This window comes from Bosea sp. 685 (assembly GCF_031884435.1).
Lineage (GTDB): Bacteria > Pseudomonadota > Alphaproteobacteria > Rhizobiales > Beijerinckiaceae > Allobosea.
Genome location: NZ_CP134779.1, coordinates 1318062 through 1337774 on the forward strand (window position 1 = coordinate 1318062; position 19713 = coordinate 1337774).

Here is a 19713-nt window from a genome sequence, read left to right on the forward strand (position 1 = left end):
CGCCATCCACAACCATGTGCTGTGGACAGGCGCGGCCGGGTCTTGAGCCGCGCCCCCGAATCCGGGGAGCTTCACGCCGTGTTGGGAGCGTCACAGCGCCTGCGCTATCGTCGAGGAAGAGAGTTGATTCGACGGTCGGTCCCGCGCCTCGGGGTCTGCCGCCGGAAACGGGGCGCAGACCAGCGCGCTCCGGCAGTCGGGTTGTGTCCGTTGCGCTTTCCAGTCGCCGTGTTCCCGTTCTCGAACGTGTCGGACCGCTTGAGCGGATGTCGACAGTTGGACCTTAGGGCATGATGGATCTTGACCTGGACGCTGAACTCGACCGGCCTTCCAACCCCCTCGACCTGATCGAACGCTTAGCCGCTCTCAACAACTGGACCTTCGACCGTGACAGTGACGACGAACTCTCCGTCGCGGTCACGGGCGGCTGGGCCGATTACCACGTCGCCATCACCTGGCTCGCCGAGGTCGAAGCGATCCATATCGCCTGCGCCTTCGACCTGAAGGTGCCCGATCGCCGCCGGGCCGAGGTGCTGCAGCTCGTCAGTCTCGTCAACGAGCAGCTCTGGCTCGGCCATTTCGACCTCTGGAGCTCGGAAAACGTGGTGATGTATCGCCACGCTCTCCTGCTCTCGGGCGGGGCGGAGCCGACCGACGAGCAGGCCGCTGCGCTGATCAAGGCGGCGATCGACGCCTGCGAGCGCTACTTCCAGGCCTTCCAGTTCGTCGTCTGGGCGGGAAAGACGGCCAAGGAAGGCCTCGAAGGCGCGATGCTGGAGACGGTCGGCGAGGCCTGAGCTTTCGGGCCGTGTGCGTCATGGCCGGGCTTGACCCGGCCATGACGCGACGAGAAGGCTGTCCTGTAGGAGATTCTCGGGGCAAGCCCGAGAATGACATTGCCTTTGACCCGCGAGAGAATGCCCATGTCCAGCTCGTTGCCGCAAACCCTCGTCCTCATCGGTGCGGGCAAGATGGGGGGCGCGATGCTGGAAGGCTGGCTGCGCATCGGCATGAATCCGGCCGGCATCAGCCTGATCGACCCCAAACCCTCCGACGAGATGGTGGCGCTCGCGACCGAGAAGGGCATGGTGCTCAACCCCGCGGCCGGCGCCATCGCCCCGGCCGAGGTCGTGGTGCTCGCGACCAAGCCGCAGATGCTCGATACCGCAGCACCCGCCGTCCAGGCCTTCATCCATCCCAGGACGCTGCTGATCTCGATCCTCGCCGGCAAGACGCTGGGCGATCTCGCCGCGCGCCTGCCGAACGCGAACGCGCTGATCCGCGCCATGCCGAACCTGCCGGCCTCGGTGCAGCGCGGCGCCACGGCGGCGGCTCCCGGCCCCGGCGTCAGCGCGGCGCAGCGGGCGATGGCCGACGCGCTGCTCGGCAGCATCGGCAAGGTCGAGTGGCTCGACAATGAGAACCTGATCGATGCCGTGACAGCCGTCTCCGGTTCGGGGCCGGCCTATGTCTTCCATCTCGTCGAATGCCTGGCGGCGGCGGGGGCGGCGGCGGGCTTGCCGCCCGAGATCGCCGAGAGGCTGGCGCGCGCCACGATCGAGGGGGCGGGCGAGATGCTGTTCCAGTCATCGCTTTCGCCTGCGACCCTGCGCCAGAACGTGACTTCGCCGGGCGGGACCACGGCTGCGGCCCTCGAGGTCCTGATGGCCGATGACGGGCTCAAGCCCCTGATGGGCCGGGCGGTGGCTGCCGCTAAACGTCGCGCCGAGGAGCTTTCGGGCTGATCGGCCTTTCAACGGTCGCGATCGGGGCCTAGTTTTATCCGATCGCGTCGCGAGAGGAGATCTCCTATGGCCCGCAAACCCGTTTCCCCGACATCCGAAACCGCAGCACCTCCGAGCGATCCGCGCAAACGGGCGATCGAGGCGCTGATGCGTCTTTCCGCCGATCGCGCCTGGAGCGAGATCGAACTCGGCGACATCGCCACGGAGGCGGGCCTGCCGCTCGCCGGTCTGCGCAGCCTCTTCCCCTCGAAGCTCGCCATGCTCGGCGGGCTGACACGTCTCGTCGATGACGCCGTGCTGGCGGGCTCTTCCGACGATCTCGCGGGCGAGCCCATCCGCGAGCGGCTCTTCGACCTCGTGATGCGCCGGCTCGACGCACTCGCACCCTATAAGACGGGTCTGCGCCGGATCATGCCGGCCATCCGGCGCGATCCGCTGACGCTTGCGGCCCTCAACCGCGGTGCGGTGAATTCCTGGCGCTACATGCTCGCCTCGGCCGGCATCCCGACCGAGGATGCGCTTGGCGGTCTGCGCGTGCAGGGCGCGGTGCTGTTGATGGCGCGCGTCGGCGAGACCTGGCTCGGCGATGACGAGCCCGAGCTCTCGCGGACGATGGCGCGGCTTGATCGCGAATTGAAGACGGCGGGTGCGATCATGGCGCGCGTCGAGGACGTCCACAGGCTCACCGCGCCGCTGCGCGGACTGGCCCGGGCGCTCTGCTCAGGCAAGCGGCCACATATCCGCCGCCGGGAACGCAGCGAGGAGCGCCAGCGCGGCGGCGATGCCGAGGATTACGCGCCCGCGATCTGAGGCCTGCCGGAAACATGGCGAAAACGAGGCATCGTTAAGCGGCCCTTAGCCATTTCACGCAAGTGTGGGGAATCTCACTTTGCGCGGGGGGCGCGGTGTCGCCGATGAAGAAACTTGCCATGTTGTCGATCGGCCGCTCCTTCGGGCTGGTCGCGATCCTCGCCGCCATCATCGCCATCGGCAGTGTGAGCTTCACGCTGTTCGAGGCGCGCAAGGAGATGATCAATCTCAAGCGCGCCGAGATGAAGAATGCGGTCGAAGCCGCAGCCTCTACGGTCAACAGCTATCTCGCGCGCGCCGAGAAAGGCGAGCTGAAGGAGGCCGATGCCAAGAAGATGGCGATCGACGCGATCTCCAGCGCCCGCTTCGACAACGGCAACTACTATTTCGTGATCAATTTCGACAACATCAGCGTCTCGCATGCCAACAAGAAGATCGAGACGACGGACATGTCGCCGCTCAAGGATGCGACCGGCAAGTTCTTCGTCAAGGACATGATCGAATTGGCCAAGACGAAGGGCGCCGGCTTCATCGACTATGGCTGGACGAAGCTGGGCGACAAAGAGCCTTCGCTCAAGATTTCCTATGTCATCGCCGTGCCGAAATGGCAGTGGGCGATCGGCTCTGGCCTGCATGTTCACGATGTCGATGCCGCCTTCAACAGCGTGATCGGCGATGTCGCCAAGGTGCTGGTGCCGCTCGGCCTTGTGATGCTCGGCGTCGTGATTTTCCTCAGCCGCCGTGCCTCGGGCATGCTCGCTTCGACCGCCAAGACGATGAACGGCCTTGCCGCCGGCGATCTGCAGGCCGCGATCGCGCATCAGGAACGGTCCGACGAAGTCGGTTCGATGGCGCGTGCGCTCGTCGTGTTCCGCGACGCCGGCCTAGCCAAAGCCGGGATGGAGGCCGACAAGACCCGCGTCGAAGCGCAGGCCAATGCCGAGCGCGACGCGGCCGACAGCGAACGGCGGCACAATGAAGCCGAACGCGCCGAGGCGTCCAGGACGCAGGAGGGTGTCGTCCAGGCGCTCGGCGCCGGGCTTGAGCGGCTCGCCGAGGGCGACCTGACCTACCGGATCAACGAGGCCTTCAGCGCCGACTACGCCAAGCTGAAGGACGATTTCAACGCCGCCATTGCCAAGCTGCAGGAGACGATGCGGCAAATCGCGACCAATACCGAGAGCATGAAGGCGGGCTCGGTCGAGATCAGCCAGGCGGCCGACGACCTCGCCGGGCGCACCGAGCAGCAGGCCTCTTCCGTCGAGGAAACCGCGACGGCGCTGGACGAACTGACCGCGACCGTGCGCCAGACCGCCGAGAGCGCTCGCCTTGCCAGCCAGGCAACGAGCCAAGTCAAGACCGAGGCCGAGCAGTCGACCTCGATCGTGCGCGACGCGGTGCACGCCATGGGCGGCATCGAGAAGTCGGCCGACGAGATCTCGCAGATTGTCGGCGTCATCGACGAGATCGCCTTCCAGACCAATCTGCTCGCGCTGAATGCCAGCGTCGAGGCGGCTCGCGCCGGCGATGCCGGCAAGGGCTTTGCCGTCGTCGCCTCCGAGGTGCGTGCGCTGGCGCAGCGCTCGGCCGAGGCGGCCAAGGAGATCAAGGGCCTGATCTCGGCCTCGAATATCGAGGTCGAGAAGGGCGTCACGCTGGTCGGCCAGACCGGTGGCGCGCTGCAGCGCATGGCCGAGGAGATCACGCGCGTGACCTCGCTGGTCGCCGAGATCGCCAGCGCGGCGCAAGAGCAGGCGGCCGGCCTCCAGGAGGTCAACTCCGCCGTCAACGAAATGGACCAGGCGACGCAGCAGAACGCCGCCATGGCCGAGCAATCGACCGCCGCCGCGCATTCGCTCTCGCAGGAGGCGGACAAGCTCGGCGGGCTCGTGGCGCGCTTCCAGCTCGGCGGCGATGTCAGCGGGCTCAAGGCCATGGCCAAGACGATGCAGGCGGCAGTGGCCGCCGCACCGCGCGCGGCAGTACCCAGGCCCGCGCGGACCACAGGCGCCGCTGGGGCGGCGACCATGTCAAAACGCGACCATGACAAGGCTTGGGAGGAATTTTGAGCATCTCTTCGGAACCCGCCGCCACGATCGGCTTCGACGATTTCCTCAAGGTCGACATTCGTGTCGGCACGATCGTCGAAGCCGCGCCCTATCCCGAGGCACGCAAGCCGGCGATCAAGCTCGTGATCGATTTCGGCGGCACGATCGGGCTGAAGAAATCTTCGGCCCAGATCACCAAGCATTACCGACCGGAGGATCTGCCCGGCCGGCAGGTCCTCGCGGTGGTGAACTTCCCGCCGCGCCAGATCGGCAAGTTCATGTCCGAGGTCCTGACGCTCGGCGTGCCGGACGCCGATGGCGAGGTCGTGCTGCTCGCGCCGACCCTGGCCGTGCCGGATGGCGGGCGGCTATATTGAGCCTGCAGCGCGGTTCTGCAGGAAAGGCGCGATCTTGCTTGAAAGTCACATGTCGGAGCATTCGCAGCAGCATGAGGCCGTGGCCTCCCGCCGGTCCAGCCGCCTCGTGCTGCGTATCCCGCGGCCTGACGATCTCGATTTCGTGGTCGCGCTCTTCCAGCGGCCCGAGCTTGTGGCGCATCGCCCGCATCCGGCTCCCGACACGCCCGCGGCCAGCGCCGAGCGTCTGGCCCGCGACATCGCGCATTGGCGGCAGCATGGCTTCGGGCGTTGGGCGATCGAGCAATCGGGAACGCCGATCGGCTTCGGCGGTCTGACGGTGAAGCCGGGCGTCGACAGCCTGAACCTGTCATACCACCTTGACCCCGCTTCCTGGGGGCAGGGCTTTGCCTCAGAGTTCGTGGCGGAGGCTCTGGCGGTCGCGTTCGGCCCGCTGCGGGCCGGCCGTGTCATTGGGCTGGTGCGTCCGGCCAATCCGGCCTCGCGCCGCGTGCTCGAGAAATCCGGCTTCATCTTCGAGCGCGAGATCATGCTCGACGGTGCACCGACGCAGCAATTGGCGCGGTATCCGCAGGCGGATTGAAGCGGGCGATGACGTCTAGTCTGGCGATGCTCACCTGAACCACGCCGTCATTCCGGGGCAGGCCGCAGGCCTGAGCCCGGAGCCCAGAACCGATGCGCTTGATCGTTGAGGCTCGCCATACGAGCGCGTTATCGAAAACCCGTATCGGTTCTGGGTTCCGGGCTCTTCGCTGACGCGAAGCCCCGGAATGACGGCTGCGGTCCCGAGCAAAGCCAGCGCGCTCTAAGCCCAGATGCCGGTCCCAAGCGTGGTCGCGGCCGGTTCAGGCGGCGACCAATGCAGCGGCAGCGCGGCGTGACGCCGCCAGCCACTGGTGACATGCAGGCGCCAGATCCGCTCGGCGCCGGTCAACCGCGTGACCTCGAGCCCCGACCAGACGATCTCGACGCGGCCCTGAAGCTGCAGCATCGCGCCGTTCTCGAAATCGATGAAGAGCAGCGAGGCGCGGGGATCGCGCAGCAGATTGCCGAGCGTGTTGAAGTAATTGTTGCCGGCGAAATCCGGCACGCTCAGCACCTCGCCATCGATGCCGACGAAGCCCGGCCTGCCACCGCGATGCGAGATGTCGAGGCCGCCAAGCTTGCGAACCTCGCTCGTGCTGGCGACGAAGAAGGTGTCTGAACGGCGGATCAGGGCGCGCGCCGCGTCATCGAGCTGCGAGATGATCTCGGTCGAGCCGCCTGCCGCATGCTCGACCGCTTGCGGCGTCCGGGCCTGGATGTATTTGGCGCAGTTGCCGAAGCTCTGCCTCACCGCGACCGAGAAGCCGCCGGGATCGCGCGCCGTGATCAGGCCGTTGGCGCGGTTGCGCCGGCGCGTCGGGAATTCGAGGCCGAGCAGACCGATCGGCTGGCCCGGCTTGAGGTGAAGGGCGGCGGGATCATCCAAAGCGGGGAGGGCGCGGATCGAGAGCGTCGTCGGTGCCGGGCTGCGGATGAAGCCGGGCTCGCCGCTCAGCACGGTTGCGATCGGATGGCCCGTTTCGTCGCCAAGCGCGGCGAAGAGCAGCGGCAGCTGCCCGAAGAAGATGCGGTGCTGTTCCGGCATCAGGTCGCGGATGCCGGCACCGCGAGAACCCGCTCCGGCGAGGGCCTGCGCCTCAAGCTCACCTGGATGGAAGGGCGTGCCGTCCATGGCGCTCAACTCGCCTTGGGCAAGGGCGAGGCGGGCATCGCCTTGAAGAAGGGCAGCGCCTCGATCCGGGCAATCCAGCCCCGCAAGGCCGGATAGGGCGCCAGCGATATGCCGCCCTCCGGTGCATGCGCGACATAAGAAAAGCAGGCGAGGTCGGCGAGCGTCGGGTGATCGGCGGCAAGGAAATCGCGCCCAGTCAGGTGCTCCTCCATGAAGCCGAGCAGCTTGCTGGCGATCCGGCCGGCGCGCGCGGGGTCGTCGACCACGCCGAATTGCGCGATCAGGCGGGCACTGCCCGGCCCATGCATGACCTCGCCCGCGGCGATTGAGAGCCAACGCTGCACTTGCGCCGCCGCGACCGGTTCCTCCGGCAGCCATTGGCTGCCCGCGCCATAGCGCTTGGCGAGATAGACCATGATCGCGTTGCTGTCGCAGAGCGTCAGCGTGCCATCCTGCAGCACCGGGATCTGCTGCAGCGAGTTCAGCTTGCGGAAGGCGTCGCCGCGGCGGATGTCGGCGGGTGCGGCGGCAAGCTCAAAGGGCAGGCCGAGCGCCAGCAGTAGCAACTCGACGCGATGGGCATGGCCGGAGAGCGGTGTGCCGTGGAGAACGATCCGGGGGTGTGTCATCGGAACCTCGCTGAAGAACGGCCCGAATGTGATCGTTTCGGCTTCAGGCGAAAATCCGCTATCCATTGACTTCAGAATTTCACAAACTGGAACAATCCGTGGATCGTCTCGACGAGCTTGCGATCTTCGTCGCCATCATCGATGCCGGCAGTCTTGCGGAGGCGGCGCGGCGCTTACGCCGCTCGCGTCCGGCCGTGACGCGCGCGCTTGCCGGGCTCGAGGAGCGTGCCGGCGCCAGGCTGATCGCTCGCACCACCCGCCAGCTCACGCCGACGGAGGCCGGGCAGGAGCTGGCGGTCGCGGCGCGGCGCATGCTGGCGGATTACGAGGGCGCGTTGGGCGGCGTGGCGTCGGCGCCGGTTCGCGGCTTGTTGCGCGTGACCGCGCCGCTTGCCTTCGGGCGGCGGCATGTGACGCCGCTGGTGGCGGAATTCCTGGATCTGCATCCCGAGGTGCGGGTCGAGCTCGTGCTGGCCGATCGCAATCTCGATCTGATCGAGGAGGATCTGCACGTCGCGCTCCGGATCGGGGCGCTGCCCAACTCGCGATTGGTCGTGCGCAAGGTCGGCGAGGTCAGGCGCGTGCTGGTGGCGGCGCCAAGCTACCTGCAACGCCGACCCCCGCCCAAGCGTCTTGCCGACATCGCAGGGCACGACATCATCGCCAGTGTCGGCGCCGGCAGCGATCTGGTCTGGCGTTTTGGGGGAGGGGGCGGTCCTCGCGCATCGCGATCACGCCGCGCCTCATCATCAACGAGGTCGAGGCGGTGCTGATCGCGGCGCGCGCCGGGCGTGGCCTGGCGCGGTTGCTGTCCTATCAGCCGGCCGACGATCTGGCGGCCGGCGTGCTCGTTCGTCTGCTACCGGAATTCGAGCCGCCGCCGTCACCGGTCCAGCTCGTGGTGCCGAGCGGCCAGCGCCTGGCGCCGAAGGTGCGCGCCTTCATTGATTTCGCGGCTTCCCGCCTGCTGCATTTGAGCGTCATCCGGCCGGAGCACGGCCATTGACGCCGCGACCTCCGGCTCTCATCTAAAAGTGAGAGCAGGATCAATGCGAAAAACCGGTGCCCGCTTTTTCGCATCCTGCTCTAGCTTTTTGTTTTGACGCGTTTCCCCCGCGCAAACGCTTCGCGTTTGCGCGGGGGAAACGGTATCCACTGCGCTCGAAAACGCTCTAACGCAGCGATCCCGCAAAACCCGTGATCGCGGAGACGACGGCGCCTTCGCGGCCGATGAAGCCGTGATAGGCGCGCGCCTGGCAAGGATCGCCCGTCGAGGTGCCGCCATCGATCCAGACCGTCCTGGCGCGGTTGCCGGCCCAGCTCTGGAAGGGCGCGACTGAGTCCGCCAGCGTCAATCGGCAGCTATCCTGGCGATGATGCACGACCAGCGTCGGCGGCAGGCGCGCGGGATCGCCCAGCGTGGCGCGGACATCATCGAGCATCGACGAGACGAAGACGACACCGTCGGGCCGCGACGCGAGCAGGCCTGGAACCTTGAGCGAGCCCCGGCTCATCGCGACGACGATGACGCGCGGCGCGATGCTGCGCATCAGCTCGACCGCCTTGCTCGGGTCGGCGTCGCCATCGACGAGAATGCTGGCAATGCCGCTGCGGGCATAGGCGCCGCGCATGCGCACGATCCAGTTGCCTTGCCGGGCGACATCGCCGCCGCTGCTTATGCCGACATAGCCGTCGCCGCCGGTCAGCAGGATAAGCCCGGCCCTGGCCTTGCCGGCGGGCTTGTTGAGCAAGGCTCGTCCGCCGCCGAACAGGCCGCCGCCGAGTTCGACAACCTCTTCGGCCGAAGCGGTGCAGGGCAGCGCTAGCAGCAGCGCCGAGAGCAGGAGCATCTTCGTCGTCGCCATCATCCGTTCCCCCTGTCCCCGATCGGGAAGCTGTGGTTCGCTCACCGGAAGCCATGATGCGACGAGGTGAGGCCGGACGCTACTGCCATTCGAAGCGTTAGCCGTGGTCGACTGGCTGCCCGCAGTGATCAGCGCAAATCGGCGTGCTTGGCGGCCTCTTCGCGGATCCAGCCGCGGAACGCGGCGATTGCGGGCCGCTCCGCGGAGGCCTCGGGGCAGACCACATAATACTGGAAGGAGCTCTGCAACTGTTGCGGAAACGGGCGAATAAGGCGCCCGGCGTCGAGATAGTCGCCGATCAGGGCGCTCGTCGCCAGCGCGATGCCCTGGCCGGAGGCTGCCGCCTGCAAGGCGAGGAAGGTGTGCGAGAAGCGCGGGCCGTGTGTCGCGTCGATGTCGTCGACACCGGCGAAGGCGAGCCATTTTGGCCAGGTGACGTAGTCCGGGATGCCCTCCGCATGCTCGTGCAGCAAGATGTGGTGGCGCAGATCCGAGGGCTGTCGCAGCGGGCGGTCCGGATCGTTGAGCAGCGCCGCGTTGCAGACGGGAAAGAAACTCTCCGCCATCAGCAGTTCCGAGTGCAGGCCCTGGTAGCCCCCGGGCCCGTAGCGGACCGCCACATCGACGTCCTCGCGCGCGAAGTCGGTCAGGTGGAGCGAAACCGAGATGCGAACCTCGAGCTCGGGATGGCGCTGCTTGAGCGTGCCGAGTCGCGGGATCAGCCAGCTCAGGGCGAAGCTTGGCATGGTGCTGACCGTCAGGACGTTCGACGCATCGGGCCGCAGCGCCCGCGCCGTGGCCTCGTCGAGCTGGTCGAGTAATTGTGAGATCGAGGCGGCATAGCGCTGTCCGATCCCCGTCAGCGCGATGCCCTTGCTCGGCAGCCTGACAAACAGAGGCCGCCGGAGCCAGGCTTCAAGCGCCTTCACCTGCTGGCCGACTGCGCTGGCGGTGACGGCGAGCTCGTCGCCTGCCCGCTCATAGTTGAGGTGTCGTGCTGCGGCCTCGAAGGCGCGCAAGGAAGTGAGGGGCGGGAGTTGGCGGCGGGTCATCGCATGGCCAAGTTTTGCTTGGGCTGGGGCGAAGAACTTCTCATTTGCTTACAGGCTCCACAACCCCCAATTTACGGGCGGGAAATCTATCACAGGAGGCCGCCATGCCGGCCATGATCGCCACAGAAAATCTTGCCTTCGCCACACACCGCATCACGCACGGGCTTTCCGGCCTGTTCCTGCGCATAGAGGATTGGCTCACGGCGCGGGCCAGCGCGCGAGCGCTCTACCGCATGGACGATTTCGCGCTCTCGGACATCGCGCTGTCGCGCAGCGATGTGGAGCGGGTGAACGAGACGGCCCGCTGGGCGTTCTGGCGCCGCCGGTAGCCGCGGGCCCGGCTACCGCGAGACATACAAGAATAACAGATCGTCCCGGCTGCCGTCGGGACGATCTTGCGTTTGCTGACAGGCTTCCGGAGATGATCTGCCGGGGCGCATAGCGCCCTAACAGCCTCTGGTCAGACGGGCAGCCGTACCGTCGCCCGCAATCCGCCCAGACCCGAATCCGCCAGGATGATGTCGCCGCCATGGGCGCGGGCGATGTCGCGGGCGATGGCGAGGCCGAGCCCCGTACCGCCGCTGTCGACATTGCGGGCCTCGTCCAGCCGGAAGAAGGGGCGGAAAACCTCCTCGCGCTGCTCGGGCGCGATGCCTGGGCCGTCATCCTCGACCATCACGATCAGGTAGCGCGCGTCATGCGTAGCGCGGATGGCGATGCGGTCGCCGAAGCGGGCGGCGTTGGAGACGAGGTTGGTCAGCAGGCGGCGAAAGGCGTCGGGCCGGATCACGACGAGCGGGTCGCCGACGACCTCGAGCTCGGTCTGGTGGCCCTGCCTTTCGGCGTCGAATTTCAACTCCTCAAGCAGAGCGCGGATGTCGGTTTCGACCGCCGCTTCGCCGGCGTCGCCGCGCGCGAAGGCGAGATAGTCCTCAAGCATGCGGCTCATTTCATCGACATCCTTCTCCAAGGCGTCGATTTCGGTCGAGCGCTCAAGAAGTGCGAGCGAGAGCTTGAAGCGGGTCAGGATGGTGCGCAGGTCGTGGCTGACGCCGTTCAGCATCGTCGTGCGCTCGCCGATGGAGCGTTCGACGCGGCGCTTCATCTCGATGAAGGCGTTGCCGGCGCGGCGGACCTCGCGCGCGCCGCGCGGGCGAAACTCGGCGTCACGGCCCTTGCCGAAGGCCTCCGCCGCATCGGCCAGCTTGAGGATCGGCCGGATCTGGTTGCGCAGGAACAAGACCGCGATCGTCAGCAGGATCAGCGAGGTGCCGAGCATCCAGAGCAGGAAGATGTGGCTGTTCGAGGCATAGGCCGAGTTGCGCCGCGTCAGCACGCGCATCACATTCTTGCCGAGCTTGATCCTGATCTCGATCAGACTGGAGCGGCCGACCGTGTCGAGCCAGAACGGCCGCGCCACCTGCTGGCTGAGCTCGGTCGAGAGCGCGTTGTCGAGCAGCGAGAAGAAGGGCCGCGGGCCCGGCGCCGGCAGATCGGAATCGGGCAGGATATCGACATCCATGCCGAGCCTGTCGGCTGCGATACGTGACAGGATCGTGGTGTCGGCGTCCTGCGGATAGCTCTCATAGACGTCGATCAACATGGCGATGTCGGCTGAGACGGCCGAGGACAGGCGCTGCGTCACGGTCTGCCAATGCCGCTCCATGAAGACATAGGCGATGACGGATTGCAGCAGAACGACCGGTGCGATGACGATGACCAGCGCGCGCGGATAAAGCCCCTTGGGCATGTAGCGCGCGACGCCGTGCAGCGGCCGGCCGGCGGCCTTCAGGATCGGTTTCAGCGTGCTGCGCAGGCTGGCGCGCCAGCGCGCCCACGCCGCCAGCGCCCGGTTCAGGCCCAGCCCTGCCGCCCGGGTCAGGCGCGACCGGCGATCGGCGGGCTGCACGGGTGTCACGCGCGATCCGTTACGAGACGATAGCCGACGCCGCGCACGGTTTGCAGATAAAGCGGATCGGCGGGGTCGCGCTCGACCTTGCGGCGCAGACGGTTCATCTGCACGTCGACGGTGCGGTCATTGGCGGCGCTGCCCTGGGCGGCGAGCTGCTCGCGCGGCACGACCTCGCCGGCGCGCTCGGCCAGTGCGGTCAGGATTTCGCGCTCGCGCTCGGTCAGGCGGATCATCTCCTCGCCCTTGTGCAGATCGCCGCGCGCCAGCCCGTAGACGAAGGGGCCGAAGCGGACGAAATCCGGGCGCGTCGCGGATTGCGCGGCATCGACGACGATGCTGCGCTTGAGGATGTTGCCGAGCCGCAGCAGCAATTCACGCGGCTCGAAGGGCTTGGCGAGGTAGTCGTCGACGCCGAGTTCTAACCCGTTGATGCGGTCCTTGCTGTCGGCGCGAGCGGTCAGCATCAGGATCGGGATGGCGGAATCGGAGCGGAAGCGCTTGGCGAAATCGAAACCGTTCTCGCCCGGCATCATGATGTCGAGCACGATGGCGTCGAAGACGAAGCTGGTCAGCCGCGTATCGGCTTCCGCGGCGCTGGCCGCGGTGGTGATGCGGTAACCATTGTCGCCGAGGAAGCGGCCCAGCAAATCGCGCAGGCGGCGGTCGTCATCGACCACGAGGATATGGGGCGCTTCGTCGGGGAGCGGTTGTCGCGCGCTGGCGGCGGCCATCGGCTGTTCACATCCTTGTTTTCGGGCCGGAACGGCGCCCGGCATGCCGGTCAGGCCATCCTTCTGGCACGCCATGGTGACGCTGGCGTGTTGCTGGCCCGCGGCCCCCTCGCTCATCGAGGCTTGGCGAGGAATCCCAGCACTTTGTGGCGTTCCGACGCGTCGATCAACCCCGCGAGATAGCGTGCGACGATTGGGGCAGCCTCGGGACCGACGCCGTCGAGTGCGGCGTTGATGCGCTTGGCCTGCAATTGCACCAGGCTGAGTGCGAGTTTCTCGCCCGCCGGCGTGCTGTGGAGATGGCGCTGGCGCTTGTCCTGGACGCCGGTGCGCTGCTCGACATAGCCGGTCTCGACCAGCTCCTTGAGGACACGGTTCAGGCTCTGCTTGGTGATCTGGAGGATGTCGAGCAGTTCGGCGATCGTGAGGCCCGGCCGGCGCAGAACGAAATGCAGTACGCGATGATGGGCCCGTCCGAAGCCGTATTCGGACAGGATGCGGTCGGGATCGCCGACGAAATCGCGATAGGCGAAGAACAGCAATTCGATCAGATCGAAGGGCACCTCTTCGGTCATTGCCGGGGCTTTGGCCGGGTCGATCGGTCGAGCATGCGTGTCCGTCACCAGAAGCATCTCCGCTATACGTCAGTGATGTTGACATATCTCAGACGTAAGATTACCGGTCAAGCGTGCACGGCGACGGAATATGTCGCAATAGGCCGCTGTCGCGCATTTTTCGGTCCGGACTTGCGCGCTTTGCGCCGTTGTGGCGGTGTTTGGTCGAACCGGACGTTCAAAATCGGATGTGCAAGAGGAGCACCCCATGTCAGTCATTCCTTTCGACCAGCGCGACGGCGTCATCTGGTTCGACGGCAAGCTCGTGCCGTGGAAGGATGCCAAGGTGCACGTACTGACCCATGGGCTGCATTACGGCTCCTGCGTGTTCGAGGGCGAACGCTCCTATGACGGCGTCATCTACAAGGGCACCGAGCATTCGCAGCGCTTCCACAAATCGGCCGAGATCATGGATTTCACGATCCCTTATTCGGTCGCCGAGCTCGACGCTGCCAAATATCTCTGCCTGAAGGAAAACGGGCTGAAGGACGCCTATATCCGTCCGGTCGCCTGGCGCGGCTCGGAGATGATGGCGGTGTCCGGCATGAACAACACGATCCATACCGCGATCGCGGTCTGGGAGTGGCCGAGCATGTTCGACATGGCGCAGAAGCTGAAGGGCGTGCGCCTCGACGTGGCGACCTATCGCCGGCCCGATCCGGCCTGCGCCCCGGTCCATGCAAAGGCGGCGGGCCTCTACATGATCTGCTCGCTGTCGAAACATAAGGCCGAGCGTGCCGGCTATGCCGATGCGATGATGCTGGATTGGGAAGGCAATGTCGCCGAATGCACCGGCGCCAACATCTTCTTCATCAAGGACGGCGTGGTCCACACCCCGCTGGCCGACCGCTTCCTCAACGGCCTGACCCGCCAGTCGGTGATCGAGCAGTGCAAGAAGCGCGGCTTCGAGGTGGTCGAGCGCCGCATCCGCCCGGAAGAGCTGGAGAGCTTCAACGAGTGCTTCATCACCGGCTCGGCTGCCGAGGTGACGCTGGTCTCCGAGATCGGGCCTTACTCCTTCATCACCGGCAATATGGGCAAGGTGATCATGGAGGATTATTCTGCCGCGGTCAGGCCGCAGTCCAAGGCGGCGTAAAGGCTGCAAGCCTCAAGCACGACCGTCATGCCCGCCTTGTGGCGGGCATCCACGTCTTGAACGCGGACTTCGAAGACGGAAGACGTGGATGGTCGGGACAAGCCGGACGATGACGGGGTTGGCTCGACAATGCCGCTTGGCCCCACCGGCATGCAGCCGATCTACTTGGCGACCTTCACTTCGCTGCGAAACAGCGTGATCCAGTCGTCGCCGATCAGACCCTTGCATTCGTCCATCGCCTGGAACGTGGCCAGCACGAAGCTTGACCCGGTCCAGGCATAGCTGCCGCTGGCGCCGCAATCGCCTATGCCCCGGCCCTTGCTGAAGAAGCTGACCTGCCCGCTGGCGGGGTCGAACGCGGCGTTGACGAGGAGATTGTCCTTGCCGCCGTCGAGCTGCGGAAACACGGCCTTGCGCGCCTTGGCGACATCCATGCCCGGCACGATCCAGAAGCCCGTCGAGAGATTATAGGCGCCACGCGAGCAGAGCAGGCCGACGAGCCGTGTCGCTGCATCCAGCGGCCAGGCGTTCTCGGTATCGTCTACATCCTCGGGATTGTCCTCGCAGGCGTCGGGATCGAGCTGCTTCAGCTGCTTGCGCAGCGCCACGGTCAGCGCCTTCGCCGCCTTGGGCGGGATGGCGGGCAGAGCCGATCCCTTCGCCGTGATGACGGGCAGCGCCGGCGCGGCCGGGATGGCCGTGCCTGGACCTTTGCGGACCAGCGCTGAAGTGGTGTTGAGCCTTCCCTGCTGCTCGTCGATCCAGAGCATCGCGGCGACTGAGCCGGCGAGCGAGACGCCATAGCTCTTGCCGGAGAGCCTCACTGTGAGCTTGGCGCCTTTGCGCGCAGCCGAGATCAGCGCCTCGGTTTCCATGGGCGAGAGCGCGATCGTCGCGTTCTCTTCGTCGACTATCGCGGCTGTGAGGCGCTTTCCGGCCGCGGGGAAGGGCGCGCCGTCGATCGCGAGATCGGCCGCCAGCGGGGCTTTCAGCTTTTCGCTCCGGACCTTGATCGCGAGGTTTGCGGTGCCATCCGGCCCGGCCGGCCGTTCGAGCTTGAGGAAGGCAATCTGTTCCTCTGCCTCACCCGGCAGGGACAAGGCCGTGCAGCTCTTGACGTTGTCGCAACCGGCAACCCAGTCGCGGAATGTTTTGCTCGCCGGGTCGGCGGCCCAGGCAGCGCCTGACAGCAGCAGAGCGAGAGCCAGCCCTCCAGCCAAAGAATGTCCCAACCGAACCATATCCTAGTCCCAGCGTTGCGCTGCGGTGTCGTCTTCCGCCTTGGCCTCGACCCAGCCGCCGACCGTGCCGTCGACCAGATGCTCGCGTTTCCAGAATGGTGCGCGGGTCTTGAGATAATCCATCAGGAACTCGGCCGCCTCAAAAGCGGCGCGGCGATGGGCGGAGGCCGCAATCACCAGCACGATCTGCTCGCCCGGCGCGACCAGCCCGTGGCGATGGATCGCAACGAGGCCCCGGAGCGGCCAGCGCCCCGCCGCCTCCTCGGCGACGCGGGCGATCTCGGCCTCAGCCATGCCGGGATAATGCTCCAGCTCGAGCGCCTTCAGTCGCCCGCCCTCGTCGCGGCAGAGCCCGGCGAAGCTGACGACGGCGCCGATATCGCTGCGGCCGGCCGTGAGCGCCGCGATCTCGGCCGAGAGATCGAAATCCTCGCGCTGGATGCGGATGACGGGCGTCATGGCTCCACCTGTCATTCCGGGGCCGCGCGCAGCGCGGAACCCGGAACCCATGACTGGGCGTAGTGGATTGGATTGCGCATCGACAGAGGCTCACCCGGTCGTGGGTTCCGGGTTCGCGCCTTCGACGCGCCCCGGAATGACAATGGGGCGGCGCGCACCATCATCCCCCCGTCATCGGCGGGAAGAAGGCGATTTCGCTGGCGCCAGTGATCACCGCATTCGGCTTGACGTGGTGGTGGTCGATCGCGGCGCGCACGATCGCCTCGTTCTCGAAAGCGGCCTCGTAGCCCTCGTCGCGGGTCTTCAGCCAGCGCACCAGATCGGCGATCGTCTCCGTACCGGCAGGCGGCGCGACGGTCTCCTCGGAGACACCAATGCGCTCGCGAACCCAGGCGAAATAGACCAGCTTCACAGTGCGAGCCTGGGTTGGCGCTTGCGTCATGGCGTGCGCGTATCTTCCTCGACGAGGTGGCGGATGCCGGCGTTGAAATAATCCCAGCCGGTATAGATCGTCAGTCCGGCCGCGATCCAGAGCATGACGATGCCGATCTGCGTATTGTGAGGCAGCACCGTGTCGCCCGCGGGGCCGGCGACGAGGAAGCCGAGCGCCAGCAATTGCGTTGCGGTCTTCCATTTCGCGACCCTGCTGACGGGCACGCTGACTTTCAGCTCCGCCAGGAATTCGCGCAGGCCCGAGACCAGGATCTCGCGGCAGAGAATGACGATCGCGGCCCAGATCGCCCAGCCCTTGATCGTCTCGGTATGGACCAGCATCAGGAGCAGGGCGCAGACGAGCAGCTTGTCGGCGATGGGATCGAGCATGCGGCCGATCGCCGATTGCTGGCTCCAGGCGCGTGCGATCCAGCCGTCGAGATAGTCGGTGACGGCTGCCAGCACATAAACGGCGAGTGCGATCCAGCGGACCCAGTCGTCCTTGGGCCAGAACAGCAGGCCGACCAGCGCCGGAATCGCCAGGATCCGGCCGTAGGTCAGGAGGTTTGGCAGCGACCAGGGGCCCCGCCGCCTTATGGCTTCTGGAAGAATCGTCACGGGCACCACCAAAGCAGTGCGGTTGTGACAGCGTCAACACGCAAGGATGCGAGGTCGCAAATACGTTCAAGCATCATGAAAGAATTCATGCACGGCCTTCGCGGTGGCGGCGTTGACGCCGGGGGTGCGCATCAGGTCGTCGAGCTTGGCGCGCTGGATCGCCTTCACCGTGCCGAAATGCAGCAAAAGCGCGCGTTTGCGCGAGGGGCCGATGCCGGGAATCTCGTCGAGCGGGTTCGTCATCGTGTCGCGCTTGCGCTTGGCCCTGTGGGTGCCGATGGCGAAACGGTGCGCCTCGTCGCGCAGCCGCTGGATGAAATAGAGCGCGGGATCGCGCGGCGGCAGCTTGAAGGGCTCGCGGCCGGCCATGAAGAAGGTCTCGCGCATGGCGTTGCGGTCGGCGCCCTTGGCGATGGCGACGAGCGGAATGTCGGTTGCGCCGAGCTCGGCCATGATTTTCCGCGCCGCTTCGAACTGCCCCTTGCCGCCGTCGACGATGACGAGATCGGGGCGGGAGGGGAAGGCGATGTCGTCGGCCTCATCCTCCCGCGCCGCTTGTTGGGGCGCTTCCCTTCCCCCTTGTGGGGAAAGGAGAGGGATGGGGGGCGTACCGCTTGGTGAGCCCTCGCCAAGCGGTACGCCCTCCACCTCCAGCTCCTCCCCACCAGGGGGAGGAGAGTCGGTCGAGGTTGTCGGATTCGTACCCGCTTCCTTCGCCAACCGCGCGAACCGCCGCTGCAGCACCTCGCGCATCATGCCGAAATCGTCGCCCGCGATGGTGTCGGCCGAGATGTTGAAGGTGCGGTAATGGCTCTTCATGAAGCCGTCCTTGCCGGCGACGATCATGCCGCCGACCGCATTAGTGCCCATGATGTGCGAGTTGTCGTAGACCTCGACGCGGCGCGGGGGCTTCTCGATGCCGAAGGCGGCGCCCAGCGCCGCCAGCAGCGATTGCTGGCCGGCATTGTCGGCGAGCTTGCGGGAGAGCGCCTCGCGGGCATTCTTCTGGGCGTGGGCGACGAGATCGTATTTCTCGCCGCGCTTGGGTGCGGCGACCTCGACCTTGCGGTTGGCGCGGGTCGAGAGCGCCTGGGCGATCAGCTCGATCTCCTCGACAGGGTGGGAGAGCAGCACGAGGCGCGGCGGCGGCTTGTCGTCGTAGAACTGGCTGACCACGGAGGCCAGGACCTCCGCCGGGGTCAGGCTCTTGTCGGCGCGCGGAAACAGCGCCCGATTGCCCCAGTTCTGGTGGTTGCGGAAGAAGAAGATCTCGACGCAGAACTGCCCAGCCTGCTCGTCGATGGCGAAGACGTCCGCCTCTTCGACATCTTGCGTGTTGATGTCCTGCCCGGCCTGCACGGCCGAGAGCGCCGCGAGCCGGTCGCGATAGCGCGCCGCCTTCTCGAATTCGAGCTCCTCGGCAGCCTCCTGCATGCGGGCGGACAAGGTCTGCTTCACGGTCGATGAGCGCCCCGACAGGAAATCGCGGGCCTGGCTGGCGAGGCCCTGATAGTCGGGGATCGAGATCTCCCCAGTGCAGGGTCCGGAGCAGCGCTTGATCTGGAAAAGCAGGCAGGGTCGGGTGCGGTTCTCGTAGAATGAGTCGGTGCAGGAGCGCAGCAGGAAGGCTTTCTGGAGCGCATCGATGGTGCGCGTCACCGCCCAGACCGAGGCGAAGGGGCCGAAATAATCGCCCTTGCGCTGGCGCGAGCCGCGATGCTTGGCGATCTGCGGCGCCTCGTGGTCGCCGCTGAGCAGGATATAGGGGAACGACTTGTCGTCACGCAGCAGCACATTGTAGCGCGGCCGCAATTGCTTGATCAGGTTGGATTCGAGCAGCAGTGCCTCGGCTTCGGTGCCGGTGGTGACGAACTCCATATTCGCCGTCTCGGCGATCATGCGCGCGACGGCGTTGGTGTGGGCCATGCCGCGGGCATAGGCCGTGACCCGGTTCTTCAGGTTCTTGGCCTTGCCGACATAGAGCACCTCGCCGGCACGATCGAACATGCGGTAGACGCCGGGCTTGCCCGGCAGATGCCTGGCGAAGCCGGCGATCACCTCGATGCCGTGCTTTAGCGCGCCGGGAGTTGCCTCTGTGAGATCAGCCGCAGGCGCGGGAAGCGGGAGGCTTTCCTCCTCATCCTCCATCTCGGCATCCGGCAGGTCGTCTGGACGTTCGCGATTCATGCCACGCATGTAGGACGTGATGCGGGTTTCGTCATGTCAGGAGCGTGCGATTCTCGATTTCGGCGGCCGACCCTTCGAGAGATTGCATTGAGGCATCGCCTGTCCCAAAAGTCGATTCCGGGCTGGTTCCCAGGCTCGGAGCGCCAAAGAAGCATGGGGCGATCCTCTCCGTCGTCATTG

The 19713-nt window shown here is 66.4% G+C and carries 22 protein-coding genes; 10 read left to right on the forward strand and 12 right to left on the reverse strand.

What is annotated here, in order from left to right; genetic code table 11:
- The first annotated feature begins 290 nt into the window (after nt 1-290).
- The 6 genes from RMR04_RS07370 to RMR04_RS07395 all read left to right on the forward strand — a co-directional run bounded on the left by RMR04_RS07370 (nt 291) and on the right by RMR04_RS07395 (nt 5563).
- Complete coding sequence (locus RMR04_RS07370; RefSeq protein WP_092167281.1) at nt 291-797, forward strand: type III secretion system chaperone family protein; 507 nt, start codon at nt 291-293, stop codon at nt 795-797.
- A gap of 126 nt (nt 798-923) precedes the next feature.
- On the forward strand, nt 924-1745 hold the full coding sequence (proC, locus tag RMR04_RS07375) for a pyrroline-5-carboxylate reductase (RefSeq protein WP_410492209.1): 822 nt from the start codon (nt 924-926) through the stop codon (nt 1743-1745).
- A 66-nt stretch (nt 1746-1811) separates the two neighbouring features.
- Nucleotides 1812-2555 carry a TetR/AcrR family transcriptional regulator gene (locus tag RMR04_RS07380; RefSeq protein WP_311913840.1) on the forward strand — a complete coding sequence of 248 codons (744 nt, stop codon included), beginning with the start codon at nt 1812-1814 and terminating at the stop codon, nt 2553-2555.
- A 104-nt stretch (nt 2556-2659) separates the two neighbouring features.
- The gene (locus RMR04_RS07385; protein WP_311913842.1) at nt 2660-4624 is read left to right on the forward strand and encodes a methyl-accepting chemotaxis protein; all 1965 of its coding nucleotides are present in this window, start codon (nt 2660-2662) and stop codon (nt 4622-4624) included.
- A gap of 2 nt (nt 4625-4626) precedes the next feature.
- Nucleotides 4627-4980 carry a tRNA-binding protein gene (locus RMR04_RS07390; RefSeq protein WP_310148717.1) on the forward strand — a complete coding sequence of 118 codons (354 nt, stop codon included), beginning with the start codon at nt 4627-4629 and terminating at the stop codon, nt 4978-4980.
- A gap of 49 nt (nt 4981-5029) precedes the next feature.
- Nucleotides 5030-5563, forward strand: coding sequence for a GNAT family N-acetyltransferase (locus tag RMR04_RS07395; protein WP_311913844.1), 534 nt, complete (start codon nt 5030-5032; stop codon nt 5561-5563).
- Nucleotides 5564-5785: 222 nt separating this feature from the next.
- Here RMR04_RS07395 and RMR04_RS07400 read toward each other — a convergent pair whose 3' ends face one another.
- On the reverse strand, nt 5786-6697 hold the full coding sequence (locus RMR04_RS07400) for a pyridoxamine 5'-phosphate oxidase family protein (RefSeq protein ID WP_311913845.1): 912 nt from the start codon (nt 6695-6697) through the stop codon (nt 5786-5788).
- A gap of 5 nt (nt 6698-6702) precedes the next feature.
- On the reverse strand, nt 6703-7326 hold the full coding sequence (locus RMR04_RS07405; protein ID WP_311913847.1) for a glutathione S-transferase: 624 nt from the start codon (nt 7324-7326) through the stop codon (nt 6703-6705).
- A 98-nt stretch (nt 7327-7424) separates the two neighbouring features.
- Here RMR04_RS07405 and RMR04_RS07410 point away from each other — a divergent pair, with 98 nt between their 5' ends.
- Together RMR04_RS07410 and RMR04_RS07415 are read left to right on the forward strand one after the other, a co-directional pair.
- Entirely contained in the window at nt 7425-8099 is a 675-nt protein-coding gene (locus RMR04_RS07410; RefSeq protein WP_311913849.1) for a LysR family transcriptional regulator, read from the forward strand.
- Nucleotides 8093-8332 (forward strand): LysR substrate-binding domain-containing protein, encoded by a 240-nt coding sequence (locus RMR04_RS07415; protein ID WP_311913850.1) that lies wholly within the window; start codon nt 8093-8095, stop codon nt 8330-8332. The genes RMR04_RS07410 and RMR04_RS07415 overlap by 7 nt, the downstream gene beginning before the upstream one ends.
- Nucleotides 8333-8498: 166 nt before the next feature.
- Here the strand turns inward: RMR04_RS07415 and RMR04_RS07420 are convergent, their stop codons facing one another.
- Complete coding sequence (locus RMR04_RS07420) at nt 8499-9191, reverse strand: alpha/beta hydrolase (RefSeq protein ID WP_311913852.1); 693 nt, start codon at nt 9189-9191, stop codon at nt 8499-8501.
- A 128-nt stretch (nt 9192-9319) separates the two neighbouring features.
- The gene (locus RMR04_RS07425) at nt 9320-10243 is read right to left on the reverse strand and encodes a transcriptional regulator GcvA (protein WP_311913854.1); all 924 of its coding nucleotides are present in this window, start codon (nt 10241-10243) and stop codon (nt 9320-9322) included.
- A gap of 104 nt (nt 10244-10347) precedes the next feature.
- Here RMR04_RS07425 and RMR04_RS07430 point away from each other — a divergent pair, with 104 nt between their 5' ends.
- Nucleotides 10348-10572, forward strand: coding sequence for a DUF1127 domain-containing protein (locus RMR04_RS07430; protein WP_311913855.1), 225 nt, complete (start codon nt 10348-10350; stop codon nt 10570-10572).
- Nucleotides 10573-10703: 131 nt separating this feature from the next.
- Here RMR04_RS07430 and RMR04_RS07435 read toward each other — a convergent pair whose 3' ends face one another.
- The 3 genes from RMR04_RS07435 to RMR04_RS07445 form a co-directional block, all read right to left on the reverse strand.
- On the reverse strand, nt 10704-11993 hold the full coding sequence (locus RMR04_RS07435) for an ATP-binding protein (protein ID WP_410492254.1): 1290 nt from the start codon (nt 11991-11993) through the stop codon (nt 10704-10706).
- Between the two features lie 164 nt (nt 11994-12157).
- On the reverse strand, nt 12158-12886 hold the full coding sequence (locus RMR04_RS07440; protein WP_311913857.1) for a response regulator transcription factor: 729 nt from the start codon (nt 12884-12886) through the stop codon (nt 12158-12160).
- 113 nt (nt 12887-12999) lie between these two features.
- Complete coding sequence (locus RMR04_RS07445; protein WP_410492210.1) at nt 13000-13518, reverse strand: MarR family winged helix-turn-helix transcriptional regulator; 519 nt, start codon at nt 13516-13518, stop codon at nt 13000-13002.
- A gap of 190 nt (nt 13519-13708) precedes the next feature.
- On the opposite strand from RMR04_RS07445, the gene RMR04_RS07450 reads away from it, so the two are divergent.
- Entirely contained in the window at nt 13709-14596 is an 888-nt protein-coding gene (locus RMR04_RS07450; RefSeq protein WP_069692769.1) for a branched-chain amino acid aminotransferase, read from the forward strand.
- A gap of 161 nt (nt 14597-14757) precedes the next feature.
- Here the strand turns inward: RMR04_RS07450 and RMR04_RS07455 are convergent, their stop codons facing one another.
- The 5 genes from RMR04_RS07455 to uvrC all read right to left on the reverse strand — a co-directional run bounded on the left by RMR04_RS07455 (nt 14758) and on the right by uvrC (nt 19542).
- Nucleotides 14758-15828: a DUF1176 domain-containing protein gene (locus tag RMR04_RS07455; RefSeq protein WP_311913861.1), complete on the reverse strand. Its 1071-nt coding sequence runs from the start codon at nt 15826-15828 to the stop codon at nt 14758-14760.
- A gap of 12 nt (nt 15829-15840) precedes the next feature.
- Entirely contained in the window at nt 15841-16296 is a 456-nt protein-coding gene (locus RMR04_RS07460; protein ID WP_311913863.1) for a molybdenum cofactor biosynthesis protein MoaE, read from the reverse strand.
- Nucleotides 16297-16456: 160 nt separating this feature from the next.
- Complete coding sequence (gene moaD / locus RMR04_RS07465) at nt 16457-16708, reverse strand: molybdopterin converting factor subunit 1 (RefSeq protein WP_311915766.1); 252 nt, start codon at nt 16706-16708, stop codon at nt 16457-16459.
- 26 nt (nt 16709-16734) lie between these two features.
- Nucleotides 16735-17346 (reverse strand): CDP-diacylglycerol--glycerol-3-phosphate 3-phosphatidyltransferase, encoded by a 612-nt coding sequence (pgsA, locus tag RMR04_RS07470; protein ID WP_311913865.1) that lies wholly within the window; start codon nt 17344-17346, stop codon nt 16735-16737.
- A gap of 66 nt (nt 17347-17412) precedes the next feature.
- Nucleotides 17413-19542, reverse strand: a complete 2130-nt coding sequence (gene uvrC, locus RMR04_RS07475; protein ID WP_410492211.1) for an excinuclease ABC subunit UvrC — start codon at nt 19540-19542, stop codon at nt 17413-17415.
- Between the last annotated feature and the right edge of the window lie 171 nt (nt 19543-19713).